The organism is Acinetobacter sp. A1-4-2 (genome assembly GCF_040233925.1).
Taxonomy (GTDB): domain Bacteria; phylum Pseudomonadota; class Gammaproteobacteria; order Pseudomonadales; family Moraxellaceae; genus Acinetobacter.
In genome coordinates this window covers 946999-965131 of sequence record NZ_CP157981.1, presented here as the reverse complement: position 1 = coordinate 965131, position 18133 = coordinate 946999, and the positions used below count along the sequence as shown (strand labels likewise).

The following is an 18133-nucleotide window of genomic DNA, read 5'->3' as shown; positions in this document are numbered from 1 at the left end:
AGCTCAGAAAGAGACTGTGCAATCGGGTTTATAGGTCTGGTGAGTTATGGAATTACGTCATTTAAGGTATTTTGTCAGCGTGGTTCAGCAAGGCAGTTTCACCAAGGCGGCCGAAAAGATGTTCACCGCACAGCCGTCATTAAGCCAGCAAATTAAAGACCTGGAAGAAGAAGTCGGCGTGTTACTGTTTGACCGCTCTGCTAAAAAAATCCGTCTGACCGATGAAGGTGAAGCCTTTTTACCTTATGCACAGAATGCACTGGAAAATGCCCAGCTCGCTATCTCCGCTGCACGTCAAGTTGCCTACAATAAAAACAACCAGATTTATATTGGCTTTTTAAATGTGGCAGAATTGAAGGTCATGCCATTAATTCTAGACAAACTCAAGCAGCAAATTCCGGATCTGCACATTCATGTGCAAAGCCTGACCTGCCTTGAGCAGATTCAGCGCCTAAAAAATGCTGAGCTAGACCTGACCTTTACTCGTTACGCCGTTCAGCATGATGATTATGAAAACCTGTGCTTACTGACTGAAAAAATCTATGTTGTAGCAGCAGAAAAATTACATCCCTCTAAACATCAGATCAACCGTGAGTACCTGAGAAAACAGAACATCATCATGTGTGAGCAAAGTGCTTCGCCGGTATTTTATGAAAAAATTAATCAGCAATTGCAGCTTAAACATCTACCGCATCATCAGATGCTCTGGGTGACTAATGTTCTGCAACATATCAACATGATCAATATGGGATTGGGCTTTAGTTTCGTTCCGGAATATCTGCTCAAATTTCTAGGTGATCATGTGCAAGTGATTGCGACCGAATTCGAACTTCCTACCCTGCAGCTGTATGCCAGTTTTAGAAAAAATTCAAAAAATGCAGCACTGCAGTTCATTACTCAGGAACTAAAGATACAAACTCAGTTGAGCTGATGTCGCAGCCTACATTTAACCCATAATAAAAGTATCCATACGGATACTTTTTTATGACAATTTTTACTTCAAATAATTACTAAAACAAAGCGAGAAAAATTCCGGCAAAAATCATAACACCTACCCAGCGATTATGACGGAATGCCCAAAAACAGCGCTGCGGATCACGGTCATGGGTTTTGCTCCATTGGTAGATAAAATCTGCAGCAACGCATAGCAATGCGATTAAACCCAATGGCATCAACAGACTTTCCAAATACAGGGCACTGCCAATCAATATAAGGCTGATGACTTGCAATAAAGAAATAATTTCAATGTCATATTTGCCAAATAAAATCGCTGTGGATTTCACACCAATCTTTAAATCATACTCACGGTCGGTAATGGCATATTGAGTATCATAAGCCACGGTCCAGGCCAGATTACCAAAGTACAGAAGCCAGCAGGTTAAATCCGGTGTCTGTCCAACTGCGGTATAGGCCATTGGAATGGACCATGAAAATGCCGCGCCAAGAAAGACTTGTGGCAAGTGGGTATAGCGTTTCATAAACGGATAGATAAATGCCAGAAACAACGCCCCAAATGACCAGTAAAAGGTTTCAATCGGCAAAAGGAACAACATACAGGCACTAGCAGCAACCAGAGCTAAAAATACATATATTGCTTCTTGAGCACTGATAATTCCGGTCGCCAGTGGACGGGTTTTAGTCCGTTCCACATGTGCATCTACTTTCCGGTCAGCAAAATCATTAATGGCACAGCCTGCCGCACGCATAAAGATGGTGCCCAAAATCATGGGAATCAAAATGCTGATGGATGGCATACCCTGATTGGCAATCCATAACGCCCACATGGTTGGCCAAAACACCAGTTCCGTACCAATCGGCTTATCAAAACGACAGAGATAATAATAAGCTTCCAAGCGTTCACGCCAGGTAATTTGATGCGCAGTTGCCATGACCATCCTTAACCAGATTACTGTTTAATTTTTTGTTGAATAAATTGCTCAAATGCAGGTAAAAAAGTTTCCTGCACAATAAATTTACAACCATGCCAAGTATAGCAACTTTGCCGTGTCCAGCCATCTTCCAGCAGAATGACACGACGCTGACATATAGGGTTTGTGCGTTGAAATAAAAACCATCCGATCGGTTTTTTACCAATATGCTTAAAAAGTCGTGCCCGACGCTGCAAGCTTAGGATTGGAAAAATGCTTTTCGCTTTGACCCACGGCTCTGCATCACAGCCATATAAATAGCTTTCACGTACCCAAGATGTATGCTGATGCGGCATATTCATCCATTGTGCATCGGCACGTAGAAGCCGCTGATAGTGCTCTTCAATAGGCTGGACCTTGAATACCCCACCCGCAAAATCGGTTAATTGTTGTGTCAGTGAACCTGAAGCATATAACCACGATTTTAATGCAGGTAAAATAGTTGAATTTTGATTTGCGTATGCACGCGGTTCACGCATAACCATAAAGCTCTTAAAAATATGAAAATTTATACACAGTTTAAATGATATTCAGAAGACTGGAGCTTACTTGTTATCATTTAATTTAAAATGAAATTTTGGTTTAACTGTTGTCTGTTTTGGCGATGACTTCAAATTTCCCCTGCGGAGTCTTAATTAAAATCATGCCTTCGGCAGTTAAATAAAAACTTTTAGGATAAGCATAATCCAGAGCCAATTCAGGATTTTTCAGAGCGACGAATTCAGCTTGCTTATAGCCTTCCACTGTTCGCCCAACCTCAATATAAGTCACTTCTGAAAAGTTCAGTTTAAATCCTTTTTCATGATCCTTTGGATCAATCCAAGGAAAGAAACCGGTGTGCTTTTTACGCTGCGCCATAGTCGTGTACATACTTCAAGTAATTGAATAGATCATACAAAAAAAACCCGCGACAAGCGCGGGTTTTTCTTGAACCTAAATTCGAATATGAATTACAGGCTGTAATACATATCAAATTCAACTGGGTGAGTAGTCGTGTTCAGACGACGTACTTCTTCAGTTTTAAGTTCGATATAGGCTTCAAGCATTTCTTTAGTGAACACGCCACCTTTAAGCAGGTAATCATGATCTGCTGCAAGAGCTTCAAGCGCCATATCCAGGCTGTGAGCCACTGTAGGGATTTTAGCTTCTTCTTCAGGAGGAAGGTCATACAAGTTCTTGTCAGCAGCTTCACCTGGGTGAATCTTGTTTTGAATACCGTCAAGACCAGCCATCAACAATGCAGCGAAACCTAAGTACGGGTTCATCATTGGATCTGGGAAACGTGCTTCAATACGCTTGCCTTTAGGGCTAGAAACGTAAGGAATACGGATAGAAGCAGAACGGTTACGTGCTGAGTAAGCAAGCATGATCGGCGCTTCGAAATGCGGAACTAAACGTTTGTACGAGTTAGTAGATGGGTTAGTGATCGCATTCAATGAACGAGCATGTTTGATCACACCACCGATGAAGTACAATGCCATTTCAGAAAGGCCTGCATATTCATCACCAGCAAACAGGTTCTTGCCATCTTTAGAGATTGACATATGCACGTGCATACCAGAACCGTTGTCACCTACCATTGGTTTAGGCATGAAAGTCGCAGTTTTAGCATATTGGTGTGCAACGTTCCAAACTGCATATTTAAACTGTTGAACTTCGTCAGCTTTACGCACCATAGTATTGAAGCTCACACCAATTTCTAACTGGCAAGACGCAACTTCATGGTGATGTACTTCTACACGACCTGGACCCATGATGTCTTCAATACGGGCACACATATCAGCACGCATATCTTGTGAAGAATCTACAGGAGGAACCGGGAAGTAACCGCCTTTAACACGTGGACGGTGACCAGAGTTACCAGCTTCGTAATCTTTACCAGTAGACCAAGCAGCTTCTTCAGCGATCAATGTGTGGCGCGCGCCAGACATGTCGATGTCCCATTTTACTTCGTCAAAAACGAAGAATTCTGGTTCTGGACCGAAGAATGCAGTATCACCGATACCTGTTGATTTTAAGTATTCTTCTGCACGGCGAGCGATAGAGCGTGGGTCACGTTCATAACCTTGACCAGTAGATGGCTCGATTACGTCACAAGTTACCACAACTGTAGCTTCAGCGAAGAACGGGTCAAGGAAACATGTTTCAGCGTCTGGACGCAAGATCATGTCAGATGCTTCAATGCCTTTCCAACCAGCAATTGAAGAACCGTCAAACATTTTACCGTCTTCAAAAGTATCTTCGTCGATTGTATCTGCAGGGTAAGTTACGTGCTGCTCTTTACCCTTAGTATCAGTAAAGCGAAAATCGACCCATTTTGCGCCACTTTCTTGGATGAGTTGAAGGACCTTGTTCGCCATGCTCATTTTGCTCCGATGATTTTTTGTTGCACCTGCTAAGTGCGTGTTAGTAGTTGGTGTCTATAAAGCAATTCTCGTACCAACTTTTAAAAAGCAAAGCTAAAATATTGAATTCTTTATCAGAATAGAAGATTTGAGCCTTTTGCTTTGTTGCTATTATACTGTGTGTAAATCTAAATGCACCATATTCAAACACTCATAATCACATTTACTTGAAAAGTAGCTTTTAGTGTATCAAATTGGTGCATATTTATTTTTCCCTTTTATAAGAGTCCTATTTTTCTTGCGATTTGCCTGAATATCCATCAGTTCAGCTTAAAATAAATTCTTAATAATTTATTTTCTGTCATGTTAATGATTTCATTATTGAATATTTTCAGCATTTTCTATTTCAAACTAAAACTCACCTAAAGCATAAATACAAGCTATCTTATTATTATAGATATGTTTTTTATTTTTGGCCCTTAAATTGCAGATATTTCAAACAGTCGAAAGCGTGAAATACTCTGCGCCATTTTGGTGACAAGCTGCCAATCTGATTGCAACAGTTTTATGAACCTTTATGAAGCCAAACTTCAATCACATTAATTTAACTAGCGCCATACTTACTTAAAAATAGTTTATTACTAATACAAACTAAGTATCTTATATTAAGCTTTTAAATGGAGGTGGTACTTGTAGCATATTTTCAAAATAACATAAGATGATTAACCTCATCTTCGATGAATTTTCTTCCACATAAAATGCAAATAAATCAGCTTATTCTCATGTAGTGATTTCTATAAAATCATTATCATGGAAATAGTTCAGCCGAAAATGTTTATTTTTTGCTATGATGATTCGCACTCCATTTTTTTAGCCGTTTTACTGCCTTTAGTTTCAGTTGGACCAGGCAGTGAAAATCTGAATCATGCGAGTATTCTTGGACTATTCGAGCACATATATGTGCGCAAATTTCAATAGGTTAGCTCATGCTTTTAATGATCGACAACTATGACTCTTTTACCTACAACATCGTGCAGTATTTTGGCGAGTTAAATCAGGAAGTAAAAGTAGTCCGTAATGATGCCGTGACATTGGAAGATATCGAGCGATGGCAACCGAAGTATATCGTCATTGGTCCTGGCCCTTGTTCTCCTTCCGAAGCTGGTATTTCCATTCCAGCAATCCAGCACTTTGCCGGTAAAATCCCCCTATTGGGCGTATGCCTGGGACATCAAAGTATTGGACAAGCTTTTGGTGGAAATGTGATTCGGGCTAAAAAAGTCATGCATGGCCGTTTATCGGACATGTATCACAGCAATAAAGGGATTTTCAGTAATCTCCCTTCCCCATTTTCTGCAACGCGCTATCACTCACTGGTGATTGATCAGGCGACATTGCCAGAATGCCTGGAAGTGACCTGCTGGACCAATGAAGAAGATGGCTCTATGGAAGAGATCATGGGTGTGAAACATAAGACATTGCCGGTCGAAGGCGTGCAGTTCCATCCTGAATCCATTCTGAGTGAGCACGGTCATCAGATCTTTAAAAACTTTTTAGAAATTTACGCATAATGAGCGCTACAAAGATTATGAATATTCAACAAGCTTTAAATAACATCACTAAAAATATCGAACTCACTCAACCGCAAATGGAAGACGTGATGCGTACCATCATGAATGGTCAGGCCACTGATGCCCAGATTGGTGCCTTGATGATGGGACTGCGCTTAAAAGGCGAAAGTATTGATGAAATTACTGCCGCTGCACGTGTCATGCGTGAATTTGCAATTAAAATTGATGTCAGCGATCTTCCACATTTAGTTGATATTGTGGGTACAGGGGGTGACGGCCAAAACCTGTTTAACGTATCGACTGCATCAAGCTTTGTCATTGCAGCTGCTGGTGCCACCATTGCCAAACATGGTGGCCGTGGTGTGTCATCCAAATCAGGTTCTTCTGATTTGCTTGAACAGGCAGGAATTAATCTTGACCTGAACATGCAACAAACTGAACGCTGCATCCGTGAAATGGGGGTTGGCTTCCTGTTTGCACCGAATCACCATAAAGCGATGAAATATGCTGCTGGTCCGCGTAAAGAACTCGGCTTTCGCAGTATTTTCAACCTGCTTGGCCCGCTCACCAATCCGGCCGGTGTGAAACGCTTTGTGATTGGCGTATTTTCCACTGAACTTTGTCTCCCAATGGCTGAAGTATTGAAACAGCTGGGCGCAGAACATGCCATGGTAGTGCATTCTAAAGATGGCTTAGATGAAATCAGTCTTGCCTCTTCAACTTATGTGGCTGAACTGAAAGATGGTGAAATCACGGAATGGGAAATTCAGCCTGAAGCAGTCGACATTGAATCGCAAACTTTAACCGGCCTTTCTGTAGACAGTGCAGCTGAAAGCCTGGCTTTAATTAAAGATGCTTTAGGCAAGAAAAAATCTGCAATCGGTGAAAAGGCGGCAAATATGATTGCACTCAATGCCGGTGCAGGTATCTACGTTTCAGGCTTGACCCATAGCTATAAGCAAGGTGTCGCTTTGGCACATGACATTATCTATGGCGGCCAAGCTTTAGAAAAAATGGGCATTTTGTCTGAATTCACCAAAACTTTAAAAGAATACGAAGCTTAAGACGGTAGGACAAAGATCATGGTAGATATCGCAAATACAATTTTAGGCAAAATTGTCGACCGTAAGCAGGAAGAATTTGCTGTCCGTCTTAAGCAACGCAGCTATAAAGATGTGGAAGAACTGGCACAAGCAGCAACGCCTGTGCGTGGTTTTGCACAGTCTTTACAACACAAGCGCCCAGGTGTGATTGCAGAAATCAAAAAAGCATCTCCATCTAAAGGCGTGATTCGTGAGAACTTTAATCCTGCTGAAATTGCCCAGCAGTATGAGCAAGCTGGCGCAGCCTGCCTGTCTGTACTGACAGATGTGGACTTTTTTCAGGGTGCCGACGAAAATATCCAGATTGCCCGTTCGCACTGTGCCCTGCCGGCATTACGCAAGGATTTCCTGATTGACCCTTATGGCGTGATTGAAGCCCGTGCCCTGCATGCAGACTGTATTCTTTTAATTGTGGCATGTCTGTCTGACCAGCAACTGGAAGAAATGTCTAAAACCGCATTCGAACATGATCTGGATGTACTGGTTGAAGTACATGATGAAAATGAGCTGGAACGTGCACTGAAACTTTCAGAACGTTGCTTGCTGGGTGTAAACAACCGCAATTTAAAAACCTTTGATGTCGATTTAAATACATCGCTGCGTTTGAAAAAATTGCTCGAACCCTCACGTTTATTGGTGACTGAAAGCGGCATTGCCACACCAGATGATGTCCACATGATGCAAGAACATGATATTCATGCCTTCCTTGTGGGTGAAAGTTTTATGAAACAGCCTCGTCCAGATCATGCCTTTACGGCATTATTTGGTCAGCCTGAAACTGTTTGATGAATAATTAAGATTATGAGTAAGCATGATTCTTCGCTTTCGAAAGATCAGTACAATTTACTGAAATCTTTTAAAAAGCAAATCACTAATCCGCATTCCTCGAAGATTACGAAGCAGCCTGAGCCTGTGCAAAAGACTGCTGAACAAGAGCAGGAAGATGACTTCGCGCTTTTTCAAAAGCAAATGCAAGGTGTCAAAAAGATGGACACTAGCAATATTGCAAAACTTGAAAAAGCGTCAAAGAAAAAACCGGATGCACAAACTTTAGCGAAACGTGCAGCTGCGACCGGCCCGATGCAAACCGATCAGGCAGAGTTGTCTGATACACAGGCCATACTCAATCCGGTAGCCAGCCAGGCGACATTAAGCTATCGCATTGCAACTTTGCAGCATAAAGTATTTGAAGATTTAAAAGCAGGTAACCTGCGCTGGTTTGAAGCGGTTGATTTGCATGGCTGTACGGTGGAAGAAGCCCGTGTTGCGGTGCTCCAGATTATTCAAATGGCCAAAGATGAAAATCAGAATGTCATTAAAATTGTGCACGGCAAAGGTCCTGAAGCCATTTTAAAGACCTATGTCAATGGCTGGCTGCGTCAGCACCGTGATGTTTTAGCCTTTGTCAGTGCACCTGAAAAGCAAGGTGGTACCGGTGCTGTTCTGGTTCTGCTAAAACGTGCAGAAAAAAACCCAAAATTCAAACAGTAATCGGAATTTTTCTCTAAAACAGGGCATTGTAGCGGTTTTCTGCTACAATGCCGTCCTTGTTCAATATCAGTGTAAGTGAACACGTCTTATGTCTATGCAGCAATCCTACGCCAACATTTTAACTGCCGTTGGTGAAGATCTTAATCGTCCTGGTCTTAAAGATACGCCAATGCGTGCTGCTAAAGCTTTTTCGTATTTAACGTCTGGATATAGCAAAACTTTGGAAGAAGTGACCAATAATGCGGTCTTCCCTTCTGACAACCGTGAAATGGTCCTGGTCAAAAATATTGAATTCTATTCACTTTGCGAACATCATTTATTACCGTTCTATGGCCGTGTGCATATTGCCTATTTACCTGAAGGGCAGGTTTTGGGTTTATCCAAATTTGCCCGTATTACTGAAATGTTTGCACGCCGTTTGCAAATTCAGGAAAATCTGACCCAACAAATTGCTGAGGCGGTGGCTGAAGTGACTCAAGCACGTGGTGTTGCAGTAATGATTGATTCTGCGCATATGTGCATGATGATGCGCGGTGTAGGCAAACAGGAATCGACTACCCGTACTGTGTCTTTTGTGGGTGATTTCAAAACCAATAAAGATGAACGTCGTGAATTTTTGGCTGCCTTGCCTGAAAGCTATTAATTTAATTCTAAAAAAAAAGCCTCAATCGCTATTGAGTCTTTTTTTGTGTGTGGTTAAATAACACCGTACAAAAATTGATATCTCCTGATTGAAGCACATATATCAAGGACCGATCATGTCGCAAATTCTGTTAGCTGGACAAGGTTTAACGCACGCTGAAAAATCAATTGATTACCCCCGCCCTGACCGTTTGATTCAAGGCAATCCTCAACGTGAAACGTATAGCCTGTATGAACATCCCAATATGGACTGTGGCATCTGGCATTGTGAAGTCGGTTGCTGGAATATTCAGTTTGCCGACAACAAACAGGAGTTCTTTCAGGTGATTGAAGGTGTAGTTCGCATCCACGACCAAGCGACCGGAACTTATATTGAAGTGACTGCTGGAAATGCTGGGATTATTCCGCCCGGCTTTAAGGGAAGCTTTGAAGTGCTTGAAGCTGTGAAAAAATACTACGTGATTGTCGAAGCCTAACTTTTAAAAATATAACTCACCATAAATTTTCAAATAAAAAACTCCCTGAATATGAGGAGTTTTTTATTCATCGATTTGATTTTTCCAGATTAAGAACTCGCAACTTGCTTGGTGACTTGAATGCAGTTTCGGCCATTATTTTTTGCTGCATAGAGTGCTGCATCTGCTGCATCCAGAAAACGCTGATAGTCTGGATGACCATCATATAATGCACAGCCGATACTGACTGTAAAATTAAAACTGATGCCTATGCTGGTACGAATAGTGGTTTCCTGAATCCGGCTACGGACCTTTTCTGCAATTTCTTGTGCCCGAACCAAATCGCTGTCTACCAGCAGCAATAAAAACTCTTCCCCACCTGCACGGAATGCATAATCACTGCCCTTAATGGAACCGAGCAGCACTTCACCAATAAACTTTAAAGCTGAATCACCCGCTGCATGGCCGAATTTGTCATTAATCCGTTTAAAGTAATCGGCATCTATGGCCAGTAAAGACAAGGGGGCATTATTTTTACGGGAAAAATTAATTTCACGCGAAACAATGGTATGTAAATAGCGCCGATTCAGCAGTTGAGTGAGGGAATCACTGCCCGAGTCGATATAGTCAGCCACCTGAAACAGCTGATCGACCAGATGCTGAATCTCCCTGTTGTTTTCACGAATATGCTGGATCAGCTGAATGGCCTGCTCTCTTTCATTGGCATTTAAAACTTGCTGGCTCAGCAGATCAATCTGGTGAATACAGTCAATAATGGTCGAGACCTGCTCAGTCCCGGTAAATGCATAAGCAGCTTTATGGATAAACCATAAGCCAAATTCAGATTTTGACAGCAAGGGATGTGTAAATTTCGGCTCATCCGAAAATACCTTAAACATCAGTTCATTTTCCCAGTCTAATAATGAACTGCGTTGCTTGTCCTTTTGTGCCGACACATCCTGCATGGCAGAAAATAAACGATAGGTATGTTTTGTGTCATTATTTTTTTCCAGATTGACTTCATAGGAGCGACACATAATTTCCGAAGCAAAACTCAGTATTTGCACAATATACGCTGCAATGGTCAGACGGTTTTCTTGCGTCTGCTCGGTCTGAAGCAAAAAGACTTTCTTTTCAATTTCACCGATACCCCGCATAATTAACCAGGATGGAATGCCGATACGCGCATGGACTTTACCCACCATCAGCTGCTTTTCGACAATCTCGATAAAGTTCTGCTGCAAGGGCACATTAAAGCAATCGATTAACCATTGATTCAGCGTGATTTTTAAGCGGTTCTGAACCATATCATCGGATAAGAAATAGGATGCTTCCTTTTCCTGCATGATATCTTTATAAAACTCATCGACTAGGGTCTGGGAATGTGCTTGAATAAATTGAAAAGTGTCATTTAAATCAGTTGTTGAAAAGTCCTGGCAAACCGACTTCCATTGTGCGGCAAGCACAGCAATACTTTCAGTATTCATACAATTGATTCCAACAGCTTTTGAATATGAGGGAGATGTTTAGATGACTAATATAACAAATTTTAATAAAAATAACTTTGTGAACTATTCGATGTTTTTTCATAAGTAATGAGAAAAAATAAATTTATTTTTATAAAGTATTAAAAAAAACGTACATAGCCCAGACTGGTTTTCATCCAGTCCTTATGGTCTTGTTGCTGGTATTGCCAATTAAAACGAATGACATTTTGCGGATTCAGGACATATTGCCACTGGGTGTTCAGTTTAAGTTGCCATTGCTTGGAATCTCCCCAATAGGGTAATTCCAGCTGTAGCAGACTATTGATGTGATCTGACCAGATATTTTGACAACCTATAGTCGGTCCCATCCCGACACGCCAGCCCTGATCTAAAGCCTTGCCGGCCTGTATATGATTTTGCAGTTGCATATAGCACAAATGTTCACGTGCCGGGTTTGCATAGCTATAGCCCATCTGAACCTGTAAATTGGCAATCCCGTGCTGTTCCTGCTCACTAAACTGACCATTTTGTTCCAAAGCTTCCTGCTTCCAGCCCAAATTAAAACCCCAACTCAGTGGTGTTTTAAACGGCGTAATCGGATTATAGGAATTCACCGAAAGAAAGTCGAAATGATTCAGCTTTAACTTATCTTCACGATATTGAATTGAACCCTCCCAAAACAATAACTGGGTGCCAGTTCGGAAGCCACCTTGCGGATCAATCAGGTCATGATAAGCCTGACGATGTCCCAGCTCGACAAACTTCTCCCCCTGCACTTTCCCCATAGTGAGCGAAAAATGACGGGCATCATGCGCCTGTGTCGGATCCATTTTCGGGCGTTGTGGTTGCTGGCGTTGTTTTTCCAGATCTATTTCACTGCGCATACTCAATAGCTGGCGCAAGCGTGGCTGGGCAAAACCTGGTTCAACTTTACGTCCAATCAAATGCAAGTATAAATCGTCATAGGCCATTTCCAGAATTTTTCCGCGATCCATATCCTGATACTTTTCCAGAATTCTTGGCATGTCCTGAATTTCAGCAAAAGCGACTTGATGCGCCACTTTAGCCAGGCGTTTACCATGCTGTCTGACTTGTGATAGCAACTGGGTTTCTAAGGCAGGCCGGTATATCGTTTCCTTGACCAGACCTTGCTGCTCAATGGCTTTAATGGTTTCAACCGGAATGGCGGCCACTTTAAATTGCTGTTTTAAATCCAGCTGTGGACGAACCAGATCAATCAGCCCCAATAAACGATAGGCACAGTTATCACTAACAAAGTAATAAGGGAAACTCACATGTTTCATTTCCCAAATGTGCTGCACTAAAAATCGGGTTTCGTCAGGAGTTAAGCTAAGTTCATATTCCCACAAATCCCGACTTTCCAGATCCCCATATTCCTTGACCTTACGGTAATAAGGCATTAAGGAATATTCCCCCGGATACTGCCCGGTGAGACCATTCCATGCAAAAGACCAGCCATCTCCCCCGGCGACTGTGGCCGCATAATTCACGGCGTAGGATACCAAATTCAGCTGTTTCTGATCTTGGGGATCCAGGCGCAGCAAGGTATGCCCAAACATCGAACTGGGATTACCCATAAAGTCGGTTGCATAAATCAGTGTGGCTTTATAAGGCTTGATCTGACCAATCCAGTCGTCCAGTTCCGGGCAAGCGACCTCAGGTAATTGTTGCTCTGAAATATTGAGTTGTTGCATTAACCACTGACTGCGTGCCGGAAAGCGGCAACGTACTGACTGATTCGGCTCTGCGGGTTGAAATAAGGCCTGAATATTGGCTTGTAATTCCTGTTTTAAATCAACTTGACCATTTGGCGATAAGAAATAACCTGCATAGCTGACTTCACTTTGTCCTTGTTTATCGGCATACATGAGTCTGCGCCAGATGATGTCTTGGTCTAGTTTTTGTTGTGCTGCACGTTCTATGTAGGGCTGAGCGATATGAGCTTCAATGCTTTCAACAGCTGTTGCCGAGTAGGTCATTGTAGAAAAGGTTAAAGCAAAAACGAACGCAAGTGATTTCATGCAAATTGGGTATTTATCTTTTGTTCAAGAAGAAAGGTAAAATAAGAAAAAACCCCGTCAGAATGACAGGGTTTTTTCTTTATCTATTATACGTAGGCTTTCAACACTTCATCTTTAGCCATCACCGCTTGCAAAGAAGCAAGTACCTGAAGTGAATCGTGATTTTCTGCAGCATAAATTTTAGAGAAGTTTTGTTTAGAAACCGCAAAAAAACGGGGTTTGTCTTGTGCTTTGATATTTAAAAGTTCAGCCAGTACATTTAGGCTTTCCCCTTCTCCAACGGCCATATCACGTGCTAAAGATTCGGCATTTTCATTGGTAAAAGTCACTGCTTGAGCAGTCACTGTACCTGTACCGCTACAACCTAGCGTACCAAAAGTAATACCGAATAACTGGTTGGCAAAAAGTCCATTGGTTGTTGCAGCAAGAATTTTAGGTACTTTACCGGATTGACCTGCCCAGACTTGAGAACCGATACCACAACCTGCATCTCGATCCGCAAATGCTGCTGTAGAACCGAGGGCTACAACTGCAGCTAAAGCTAATTTTTTCAACATGGTTATTCTCCAAAATTTATTATTCAAGTGTTCTAATTCTTCACCATTGTGTAAATTTTATTACACCTCTGTAAGATAGCGGCAACTTTCTTATAAGGCAAAACAATTTACACCAAAGTCATCACCCACCACATAAAACATTGAAGTTATTTGTTTTTTAAAGTCCAGACCCCGTCTTTGCTGCGATTACCCAATATTTTTAACACCAACACCAAACTCAAAAGCAGCAATAAATACCAGGAACCCATCTTGCCCCAGCCGACCATATGCCAGGCATCGACCTGACTGGGGTACAGCCAGATTCTGTAAAAAGTACTGATATTTTCTGCAATCCAAATGATGAACGCTAAAACAATCAGTACGGGCAACATCGGGAGTTGTAGCTGATGCTGTTGCAACTGGAAGCGAATTCTGGTTTTCCAGAAAATGATCACACTCCAGGTGAAGAGAAACAGGCGGATATCGGGAACAAAAAATTTACTCATGAAATTGATATAGGAAAAAACCGCCAGAACCAGCATGTTCGGAAAGCTTGGCAATTTATCAAAGGACACCTGATACAGTCTGAGTGAGCGTGCAAAAAAACTACCCACTGCCGAATACATAAATCCGGCAAATAAGGGGACAGTCAGTATTTTAAACACTGCCGGCTGTGGATATTGCCAGGATGCAATCTGTGGATGGGTCAGAAAAATTTCCATGCCCATGGCCATGATATGGAACAAGGCAATGACTTTGGCTTCGGCCCACGATTCTAATTTTAAATACAGCAAACAGGCCTGAATAATCAGAGCATAGAACAACAGATAGTCATAACGGAACAAGCCGTAAAACTCCTGACTCCCCATAGAGGCGGTCAGTGCAAAAGCAATCAGCAGTAATATCCCAAATAAGGCAGCCGAAGCTGCCTTAAATGAGAACTCAAAACATGATTTAAAAAAACTGATCAAGGTTGAATCCTAATAATGAATTAACTCATACAGATTTAAAGATATTTAGCGCTGTATTCATGCACCGTATCAATAAACACTTTAGGATTAGCAGGATCAACCCACTGGGTAATACCATGGCCCAAATTGGCCACATAACCTGTTTTTTCACCACCCGCATAAGCATCATCCAGCATGGCTTTGGTGGCTTTTTCAATCGATGCAGCATTACCATATAAAGTGGCCGGATCGAGGTTGCCCTGTAATGCAGCACGGCCATTCACGGTTTGACGTGCCACGTTCAAAGGTGTAGTCCAGTCCAGTCCAAAGGCATCAGCACCAGTTGCCACCATAGGCTCTAGCCACTGACCGCCGCCTTTGGTAAATAAAATCACAGGAACTTTACGTCCGTCTTTTTCACGTTTTAAACCAGCAACAATTTTTTGCATGTAATTCAGTGAAAATTCGATATATTCACGATGTGCCAGCGCACCACCCCAGCTGTCAAAAATCTGTATCGCCTGTGCTCCAGCATCAATTTGCGCATTTAAATAATCAATCACAGCAATCGCCAAACGGTCCAGCAAAGCATGTAACACTTCAGGCTGTGCATACATCATCTGTTTGGTATAGCGAAATTCCTTGCTGGAACCACCTTCCACCATATAAGTGGCCAATGTCCATGGGCTACCCGAGAAACCGATTAACGGCACTTGACCACCCAAGGCTGAACGGATGGTGCTGACAGCATTCATCACATAATCAAGATCGGATTTGGCATTAAAATTGGGTAAATTCGCCACATCTTGCTCGGTACGGATAGTCTTATGGAATTTTGGACCTTCTCCCGCTTCAAAATACAAACCCAACCCCAAAGCATCTGGGACTGTTAAAATATCTGAAAATAGAATGGCAGCGTCCAAGTCATAACGACGCAAAGGCTGTAAGGTCACTTCGCAGGCAAAATCATTATTTTTGCACAGGGAAAGGAAATCACCTGCTTTGGCACGTGTTTCACGATATTCAGGCAAATAACGTCCTGCTTGACGCATCATCCAAACTGGTGTGGTATCTACCGGCTCACGCAATAAGGCCCGCAGAAAACGATCGTTTTTTAGCGTCGTCATTTACTTTCCCATCTCATTTTTAATCTTCGAACCATCATAACAAAAAGGTCGAAAATTTAGTAACTTCTCTTGCAGCTAAAAATCGATCACGTTAAATGTAAATTTTTTTTACACAAAACAAATACTGCATCTCCTCATTTTTTCTGCAATACTTGCCTAGTTTTGTCACATAGTTAATGAATAATTCTTAAGGTTGAATTACATGTACGTTCGCACATTACTCGCCATGAGTTTAAGTTGCATTTTTGCGGGTACAGCGTTTGCCGCATCTACTGCTGAACAACCATTAAATCCTCAAAAGATTGCGAATACGGCGGTTCAAGATCCGATTGATCCACTGGCAACCGATGCCGCATCTGGTGCTGCAAGCACTGCGAATGCACAGATTACCCCACAAGAACAAAATGACCTGAACAAGGCCTCGCAAACCCTGCAAGATCTTCAAAATACTGAAGATAATAATGCTGCGATTGGTGCTGCACCGACTACAAAAACACTAAGCACGCCAACTACTACCCCTGCTGCTGCGAAAGCCTCTTGGACCTTAGAAGGTTTAAATAACGCTACATGGTATGACAATATTGGTAAAGGCCAATTCCCTGTTTATGCACGCGCTCATGTGATGCTCAACAATGCCCATGCTTCTCCGGGTGCAATTGATGGTGCAAGTGGTAAAAACACCCTCAAAGCCATTGCATCCTTCCAGCAAATCAACGGCATTAAACCGACAGGTATTTTAACTCAGGAAACTTGGGATGCTTTGATTGCTCGCCAAGGTGCTAAGCCTGCATTTATTGAATATACGATTACCGATGCAGACCTGAAAGGTCCTTATGCACAAACCATTCCGCACGATTATGCCCTGCAAGCCAAAATGAAAGGCCTGTATTACACACGCGTAACCGAAATGCTGGGTGAAAAATTCCATATGGATGAAGACTTTTTGAAAAAGTTAAATCCTAAGGCAACCTTCAAAAAAGCCGGTGAAAAAATTATCGTGGCCAATATCCGCAATGAAGTTCCAGAAGATATTCATCTGATCGTTGCGCATAAAGGTGCGAAACAACTGTACTTATTTAATAGTCGTAACCAGATGATTGGCTCATTCCCTGCCACAATTGGTAGTTCAGATACACCATCCCCTACAGGTACTTATAAAATTACTGGTGTAGCGCAAAACCCATGGTACAGCTATTCACCAAGTAACTTTATTCAAGGCAATAATACAAAACCGCTTTCTTTACCACCAGGTCCAAATGCTCCTGTCGGAAACATTTGGATCGGTTTAAGTAAAAAATCATTTGGTATCCACGGTACACCAAATCCATCTGCCATTTCTAAAACTGCATCGCATGGCTGTATCCGTTTGACCAACTGGGATGCTAATGATTTAGGTAAAAAAGTCAAATCGGGTGTCACAGTTAAATTCCTGGAATAATCCCTGCACCCTGTATCAAGAAAAGCCTGCATCTGTTGCAGGCTTTTTTATAAACTACTGCCTCAACAATATAAACATCATCGTTTCAAAAACAGGATGACTTGTTGCCGTTTTATGATTTCTATGTCATTTTCAAACCATTAAAATAAGCTCATGTTTAAAATATAATGATAGGAGCATCAATATGAATGCTTTTTTACACCCCAGTGACAACCGCGGTCATGTAAAAATGGGCTGGCTTGAGTCTAAACACAGCTTCTCCTTTGGTAGCTGGTATAATCCAAAACTCATGGGTATCAGCGCCTTGCGTGTAATTAATGATGACTTGATCGCAGCGCATAATGGTTTTGGCACCCATCCCCATGACAATATGGAAATCTTGACCTGTGTGCTTAAGGGAACGATTTCTCATAAAGACAGCATGGGGAATGAAGGTGGAATTTCTGCCGGTGAATGGCAGCTGATGAGCGCAGGTACAGGTGTTCAGCACAGTGAAATTAACCAAGGTGATGAGCCGGTTCATTTATTACAGATCTGGATTATTCCAAATGAACGCAATGCAGAACCAAACTATCAACAAATCAAATGTGACCCACGTGAACAGCCGAATCAATGGCATTTGATTGTTGGTCCTAATGAAAATGCACCGATGCATATTCGTCAGCAAGCCGAAGTTAAAACTGCAGTGATTAACCAGGGTCAAAGCCTAAACATTGAAGCGACCCAATATATTAATTATGTGCATGTTATTTCGGGTTCAATCAAGATTGCAGAGCATACTGTAGAAGCTGGCGGTGCCATTGCCTTTTTAGAGGCAAGTCAGATTGAAGCTTTGCAAGATGCTCAAGTCATCTGGTTTGATTTGCCTGAACTGCAAGATTAAAGTCATTTTATACCTCCAAGTTCGAGATGATTACTGTCAGGTAGTCATCTCAAACTATTTAAATAAAATAATAAAATGAATAATTTATTCAAATTTAATTGTTGTCTATAGCCTGTCTTATCGATCTATACAAAA

Annotated in this window: 18 protein-coding genes; 9 read left to right on the top strand and 9 right to left on the bottom strand. The window is 41.9% G+C overall.

All coding sequences use genetic code 11. From position 1 onward, the window contains the following. Positions 1–46: 46 nt before the first annotated feature. Positions 47–931: a LysR family transcriptional regulator gene (locus ABJ384_RS04660; RefSeq protein WP_349929132.1), complete on the top strand. Its 885-nt coding sequence runs from the start codon at positions 47–49 to the stop codon at positions 929–931. A gap of 79 nt (positions 932–1010) precedes the next feature. On the opposite strand, the gene ubiA is transcribed toward ABJ384_RS04660, so the two are convergent. The 4 genes from ubiA to glnA form a co-directional block, all read right to left on the bottom strand. Then, positions 1011–1889 carry a 4-hydroxybenzoate octaprenyltransferase gene (gene ubiA / locus ABJ384_RS04655; RefSeq protein WP_349929130.1) on the bottom strand — a complete coding sequence of 293 codons (879 nt, stop codon included), beginning with the start codon at positions 1887–1889 and terminating at the stop codon, positions 1011–1013. Between the two features lie 17 nt (positions 1890–1906). Further along, positions 1907–2407 (bottom strand): chorismate lyase, encoded by a 501-nt coding sequence (locus ABJ384_RS04650; RefSeq protein ID WP_349929708.1) that lies wholly within the window; start codon positions 2405–2407, stop codon positions 1907–1909. A 103-nt stretch (positions 2408–2510) separates the two neighbouring features. Then, positions 2511–2786, bottom strand: a complete 276-nt coding sequence (locus tag ABJ384_RS04645) for a hypothetical protein (RefSeq protein ID WP_349929128.1) — start codon at positions 2784–2786, stop codon at positions 2511–2513. A gap of 92 nt (positions 2787–2878) precedes the next feature. Continuing rightward, a complete protein-coding gene (gene glnA, locus ABJ384_RS04640) occupies positions 2879–4294 on the bottom strand; it encodes a type I glutamate--ammonia ligase (RefSeq protein WP_171263131.1) in 1416 nt (471 codons plus the stop codon). Between the two features lie 965 nt (positions 4295–5259). On the opposite strand from glnA, the gene ABJ384_RS04635 reads away from it, so the two are divergent. From ABJ384_RS04635 to ABJ384_RS04610, 6 genes are all read left to right on the top strand, one after another. Next, positions 5260–5844 (top strand): aminodeoxychorismate/anthranilate synthase component II, encoded by a 585-nt coding sequence (locus ABJ384_RS04635; RefSeq protein WP_218944725.1) that lies wholly within the window; start codon positions 5260–5262, stop codon positions 5842–5844. 17 nt (positions 5845–5861) lie between these two features. Beyond that, positions 5862–6908: an anthranilate phosphoribosyltransferase gene (trpD, locus tag ABJ384_RS04630; RefSeq protein WP_180081149.1), complete on the top strand. Its 1047-nt coding sequence runs from the start codon at positions 5862–5864 to the stop codon at positions 6906–6908. Between the two features lie 18 nt (positions 6909–6926). Then, positions 6927–7733: an indole-3-glycerol phosphate synthase TrpC gene (gene trpC, locus ABJ384_RS04625; protein ID WP_180081147.1), complete on the top strand. Its 807-nt coding sequence runs from the start codon at positions 6927–6929 to the stop codon at positions 7731–7733. A gap of 15 nt (positions 7734–7748) precedes the next feature. Then, a complete protein-coding gene (locus tag ABJ384_RS04620; RefSeq protein WP_180081145.1) occupies positions 7749–8438 on the top strand; it encodes a Smr/MutS family protein in 690 nt (229 codons plus the stop codon). Between the two features lie 94 nt (positions 8439–8532). Further along, positions 8533–9081, top strand: coding sequence for a GTP cyclohydrolase I FolE (folE, locus tag ABJ384_RS04615; protein ID WP_171522021.1), 549 nt, complete (start codon positions 8533–8535; stop codon positions 9079–9081). Between the two features lie 115 nt (positions 9082–9196). After that, entirely contained in the window at positions 9197–9556 is a 360-nt protein-coding gene (locus ABJ384_RS04610; RefSeq protein ID WP_180081143.1) for a cupin domain-containing protein, read from the top strand. Between the two features lie 89 nt (positions 9557–9645). Here the strand turns inward: ABJ384_RS04610 and ABJ384_RS04605 are convergent, their stop codons facing one another. From ABJ384_RS04605 to hemE, 5 genes are all read right to left on the bottom strand, one after another. Beyond that, positions 9646–11022, bottom strand: coding sequence for a diguanylate cyclase (locus tag ABJ384_RS04605; RefSeq protein WP_349929125.1), 1377 nt, complete (start codon positions 11020–11022; stop codon positions 9646–9648). A gap of 140 nt (positions 11023–11162) precedes the next feature. After that, positions 11163–13064 carry a DUF4105 domain-containing protein gene (locus ABJ384_RS04600; RefSeq protein WP_349929123.1) on the bottom strand — a complete coding sequence of 634 codons (1902 nt, stop codon included), beginning with the start codon at positions 13062–13064 and terminating at the stop codon, positions 11163–11165. An 86-nt stretch (positions 13065–13150) separates the two neighbouring features. Further along, a complete protein-coding gene (locus ABJ384_RS04595) occupies positions 13151–13621 on the bottom strand; it encodes a DUF3015 family protein (protein WP_349929121.1) in 471 nt (156 codons plus the stop codon). 146 nt (positions 13622–13767) lie between these two features. Beyond that, the gene (locus ABJ384_RS04590; RefSeq protein ID WP_349929707.1) at positions 13768–14568 is read right to left on the bottom strand and encodes a DUF817 family protein; all 801 of its coding nucleotides are present in this window, start codon (positions 14566–14568) and stop codon (positions 13768–13770) included. A 38-nt stretch (positions 14569–14606) separates the two neighbouring features. Then, positions 14607–15677: a uroporphyrinogen decarboxylase gene (hemE, locus tag ABJ384_RS04585; protein ID WP_180042711.1), complete on the bottom strand. Its 1071-nt coding sequence runs from the start codon at positions 15675–15677 to the stop codon at positions 14607–14609. 202 nt (positions 15678–15879) lie between these two features. On the opposite strand from hemE, the gene ABJ384_RS04580 reads away from it, so the two are divergent. After that, positions 15880–17115 carry a L,D-transpeptidase gene (locus tag ABJ384_RS04580; protein ID WP_349929119.1) on the top strand — a complete coding sequence of 412 codons (1236 nt, stop codon included), beginning with the start codon at positions 15880–15882 and terminating at the stop codon, positions 17113–17115. Between the two features lie 184 nt (positions 17116–17299). Beyond that, complete coding sequence (locus tag ABJ384_RS04575; RefSeq protein ID WP_086194971.1) at positions 17300–17998, top strand: pirin-like bicupin family protein; 699 nt, start codon at positions 17300–17302, stop codon at positions 17996–17998. The last annotated feature ends 135 nt before the right edge of the window (positions 17999–18133 follow it).

Excerpts from the sequence above, each read along its gene's own strand:
- glnA (WP_171263131.1), bottom strand. The coding sequence starts at position 4,294 with ATGAGCATGGCGAACAAGGTCCTTCAACTCATCCAAGAAAGTGGCGCA.
- ABJ384_RS04610 (WP_180081143.1), top strand. The coding sequence starts at position 9,197 with ATGTCGCAAATTCTGTTAGCTGGACAAGGTTTAACGCACGCTGAAAAA.
- ABJ384_RS04580 (WP_349929119.1), top strand. The coding sequence starts at position 15,880 with ATGTACGTTCGCACATTACTCGCCATGAGTTTAAGTTGCATTTTTGCG.
- ubiA (WP_349929130.1), bottom strand. The coding sequence starts at position 1,889 with ATGGCAACTGCGCATCAAATTACCTGGCGTGAACGCTTGGAAGCTTAT.
- ABJ384_RS04645 (WP_349929128.1), bottom strand. The coding sequence starts at position 2,786 with ATGGCGCAGCGTAAAAAGCACACCGGTTTCTTTCCTTGGATTGATCCA.
- hemE (WP_180042711.1), bottom strand. The coding sequence starts at position 15,677 with ATGACGACGCTAAAAAACGATCGTTTTCTGCGGGCCTTATTGCGTGAG.
- trpD (WP_180081149.1), top strand. The coding sequence starts at position 5,862 with ATGAATATTCAACAAGCTTTAAATAACATCACTAAAAATATCGAACTC.
- ABJ384_RS04575 (WP_086194971.1), top strand. The coding sequence starts at position 17,300 with ATGAATGCTTTTTTACACCCCAGTGACAACCGCGGTCATGTAAAAATG.
- ABJ384_RS04635 (WP_218944725.1), top strand. The coding sequence starts at position 5,260 with ATGCTTTTAATGATCGACAACTATGACTCTTTTACCTACAACATCGTG.
- ABJ384_RS04620 (WP_180081145.1), top strand. The coding sequence starts at position 7,749 with ATGAGTAAGCATGATTCTTCGCTTTCGAAAGATCAGTACAATTTACTG.
- folE (WP_171522021.1), top strand. The coding sequence starts at position 8,533 with ATGCAGCAATCCTACGCCAACATTTTAACTGCCGTTGGTGAAGATCTT.
- ABJ384_RS04605 (WP_349929125.1), bottom strand. The coding sequence starts at position 11,022 with ATGAATACTGAAAGTATTGCTGTGCTTGCCGCACAATGGAAGTCGGTT.
- ABJ384_RS04660 (WP_349929132.1), top strand. The coding sequence starts at position 47 with ATGGAATTACGTCATTTAAGGTATTTTGTCAGCGTGGTTCAGCAAGGC.
- ABJ384_RS04595 (WP_349929121.1), bottom strand. The coding sequence starts at position 13,621 with ATGTTGAAAAAATTAGCTTTAGCTGCAGTTGTAGCCCTCGGTTCTACA.
- trpC (WP_180081147.1), top strand. The coding sequence starts at position 6,927 with ATGGTAGATATCGCAAATACAATTTTAGGCAAAATTGTCGACCGTAAG.
- ABJ384_RS04650 (WP_349929708.1), bottom strand. The coding sequence starts at position 2,407 with ATGCGTGAACCGCGTGCATACGCAAATCAAAATTCAACTATTTTACCT.
- ABJ384_RS04600 (WP_349929123.1), bottom strand. The coding sequence starts at position 13,064 with ATGAAATCACTTGCGTTCGTTTTTGCTTTAACCTTTTCTACAATGACC.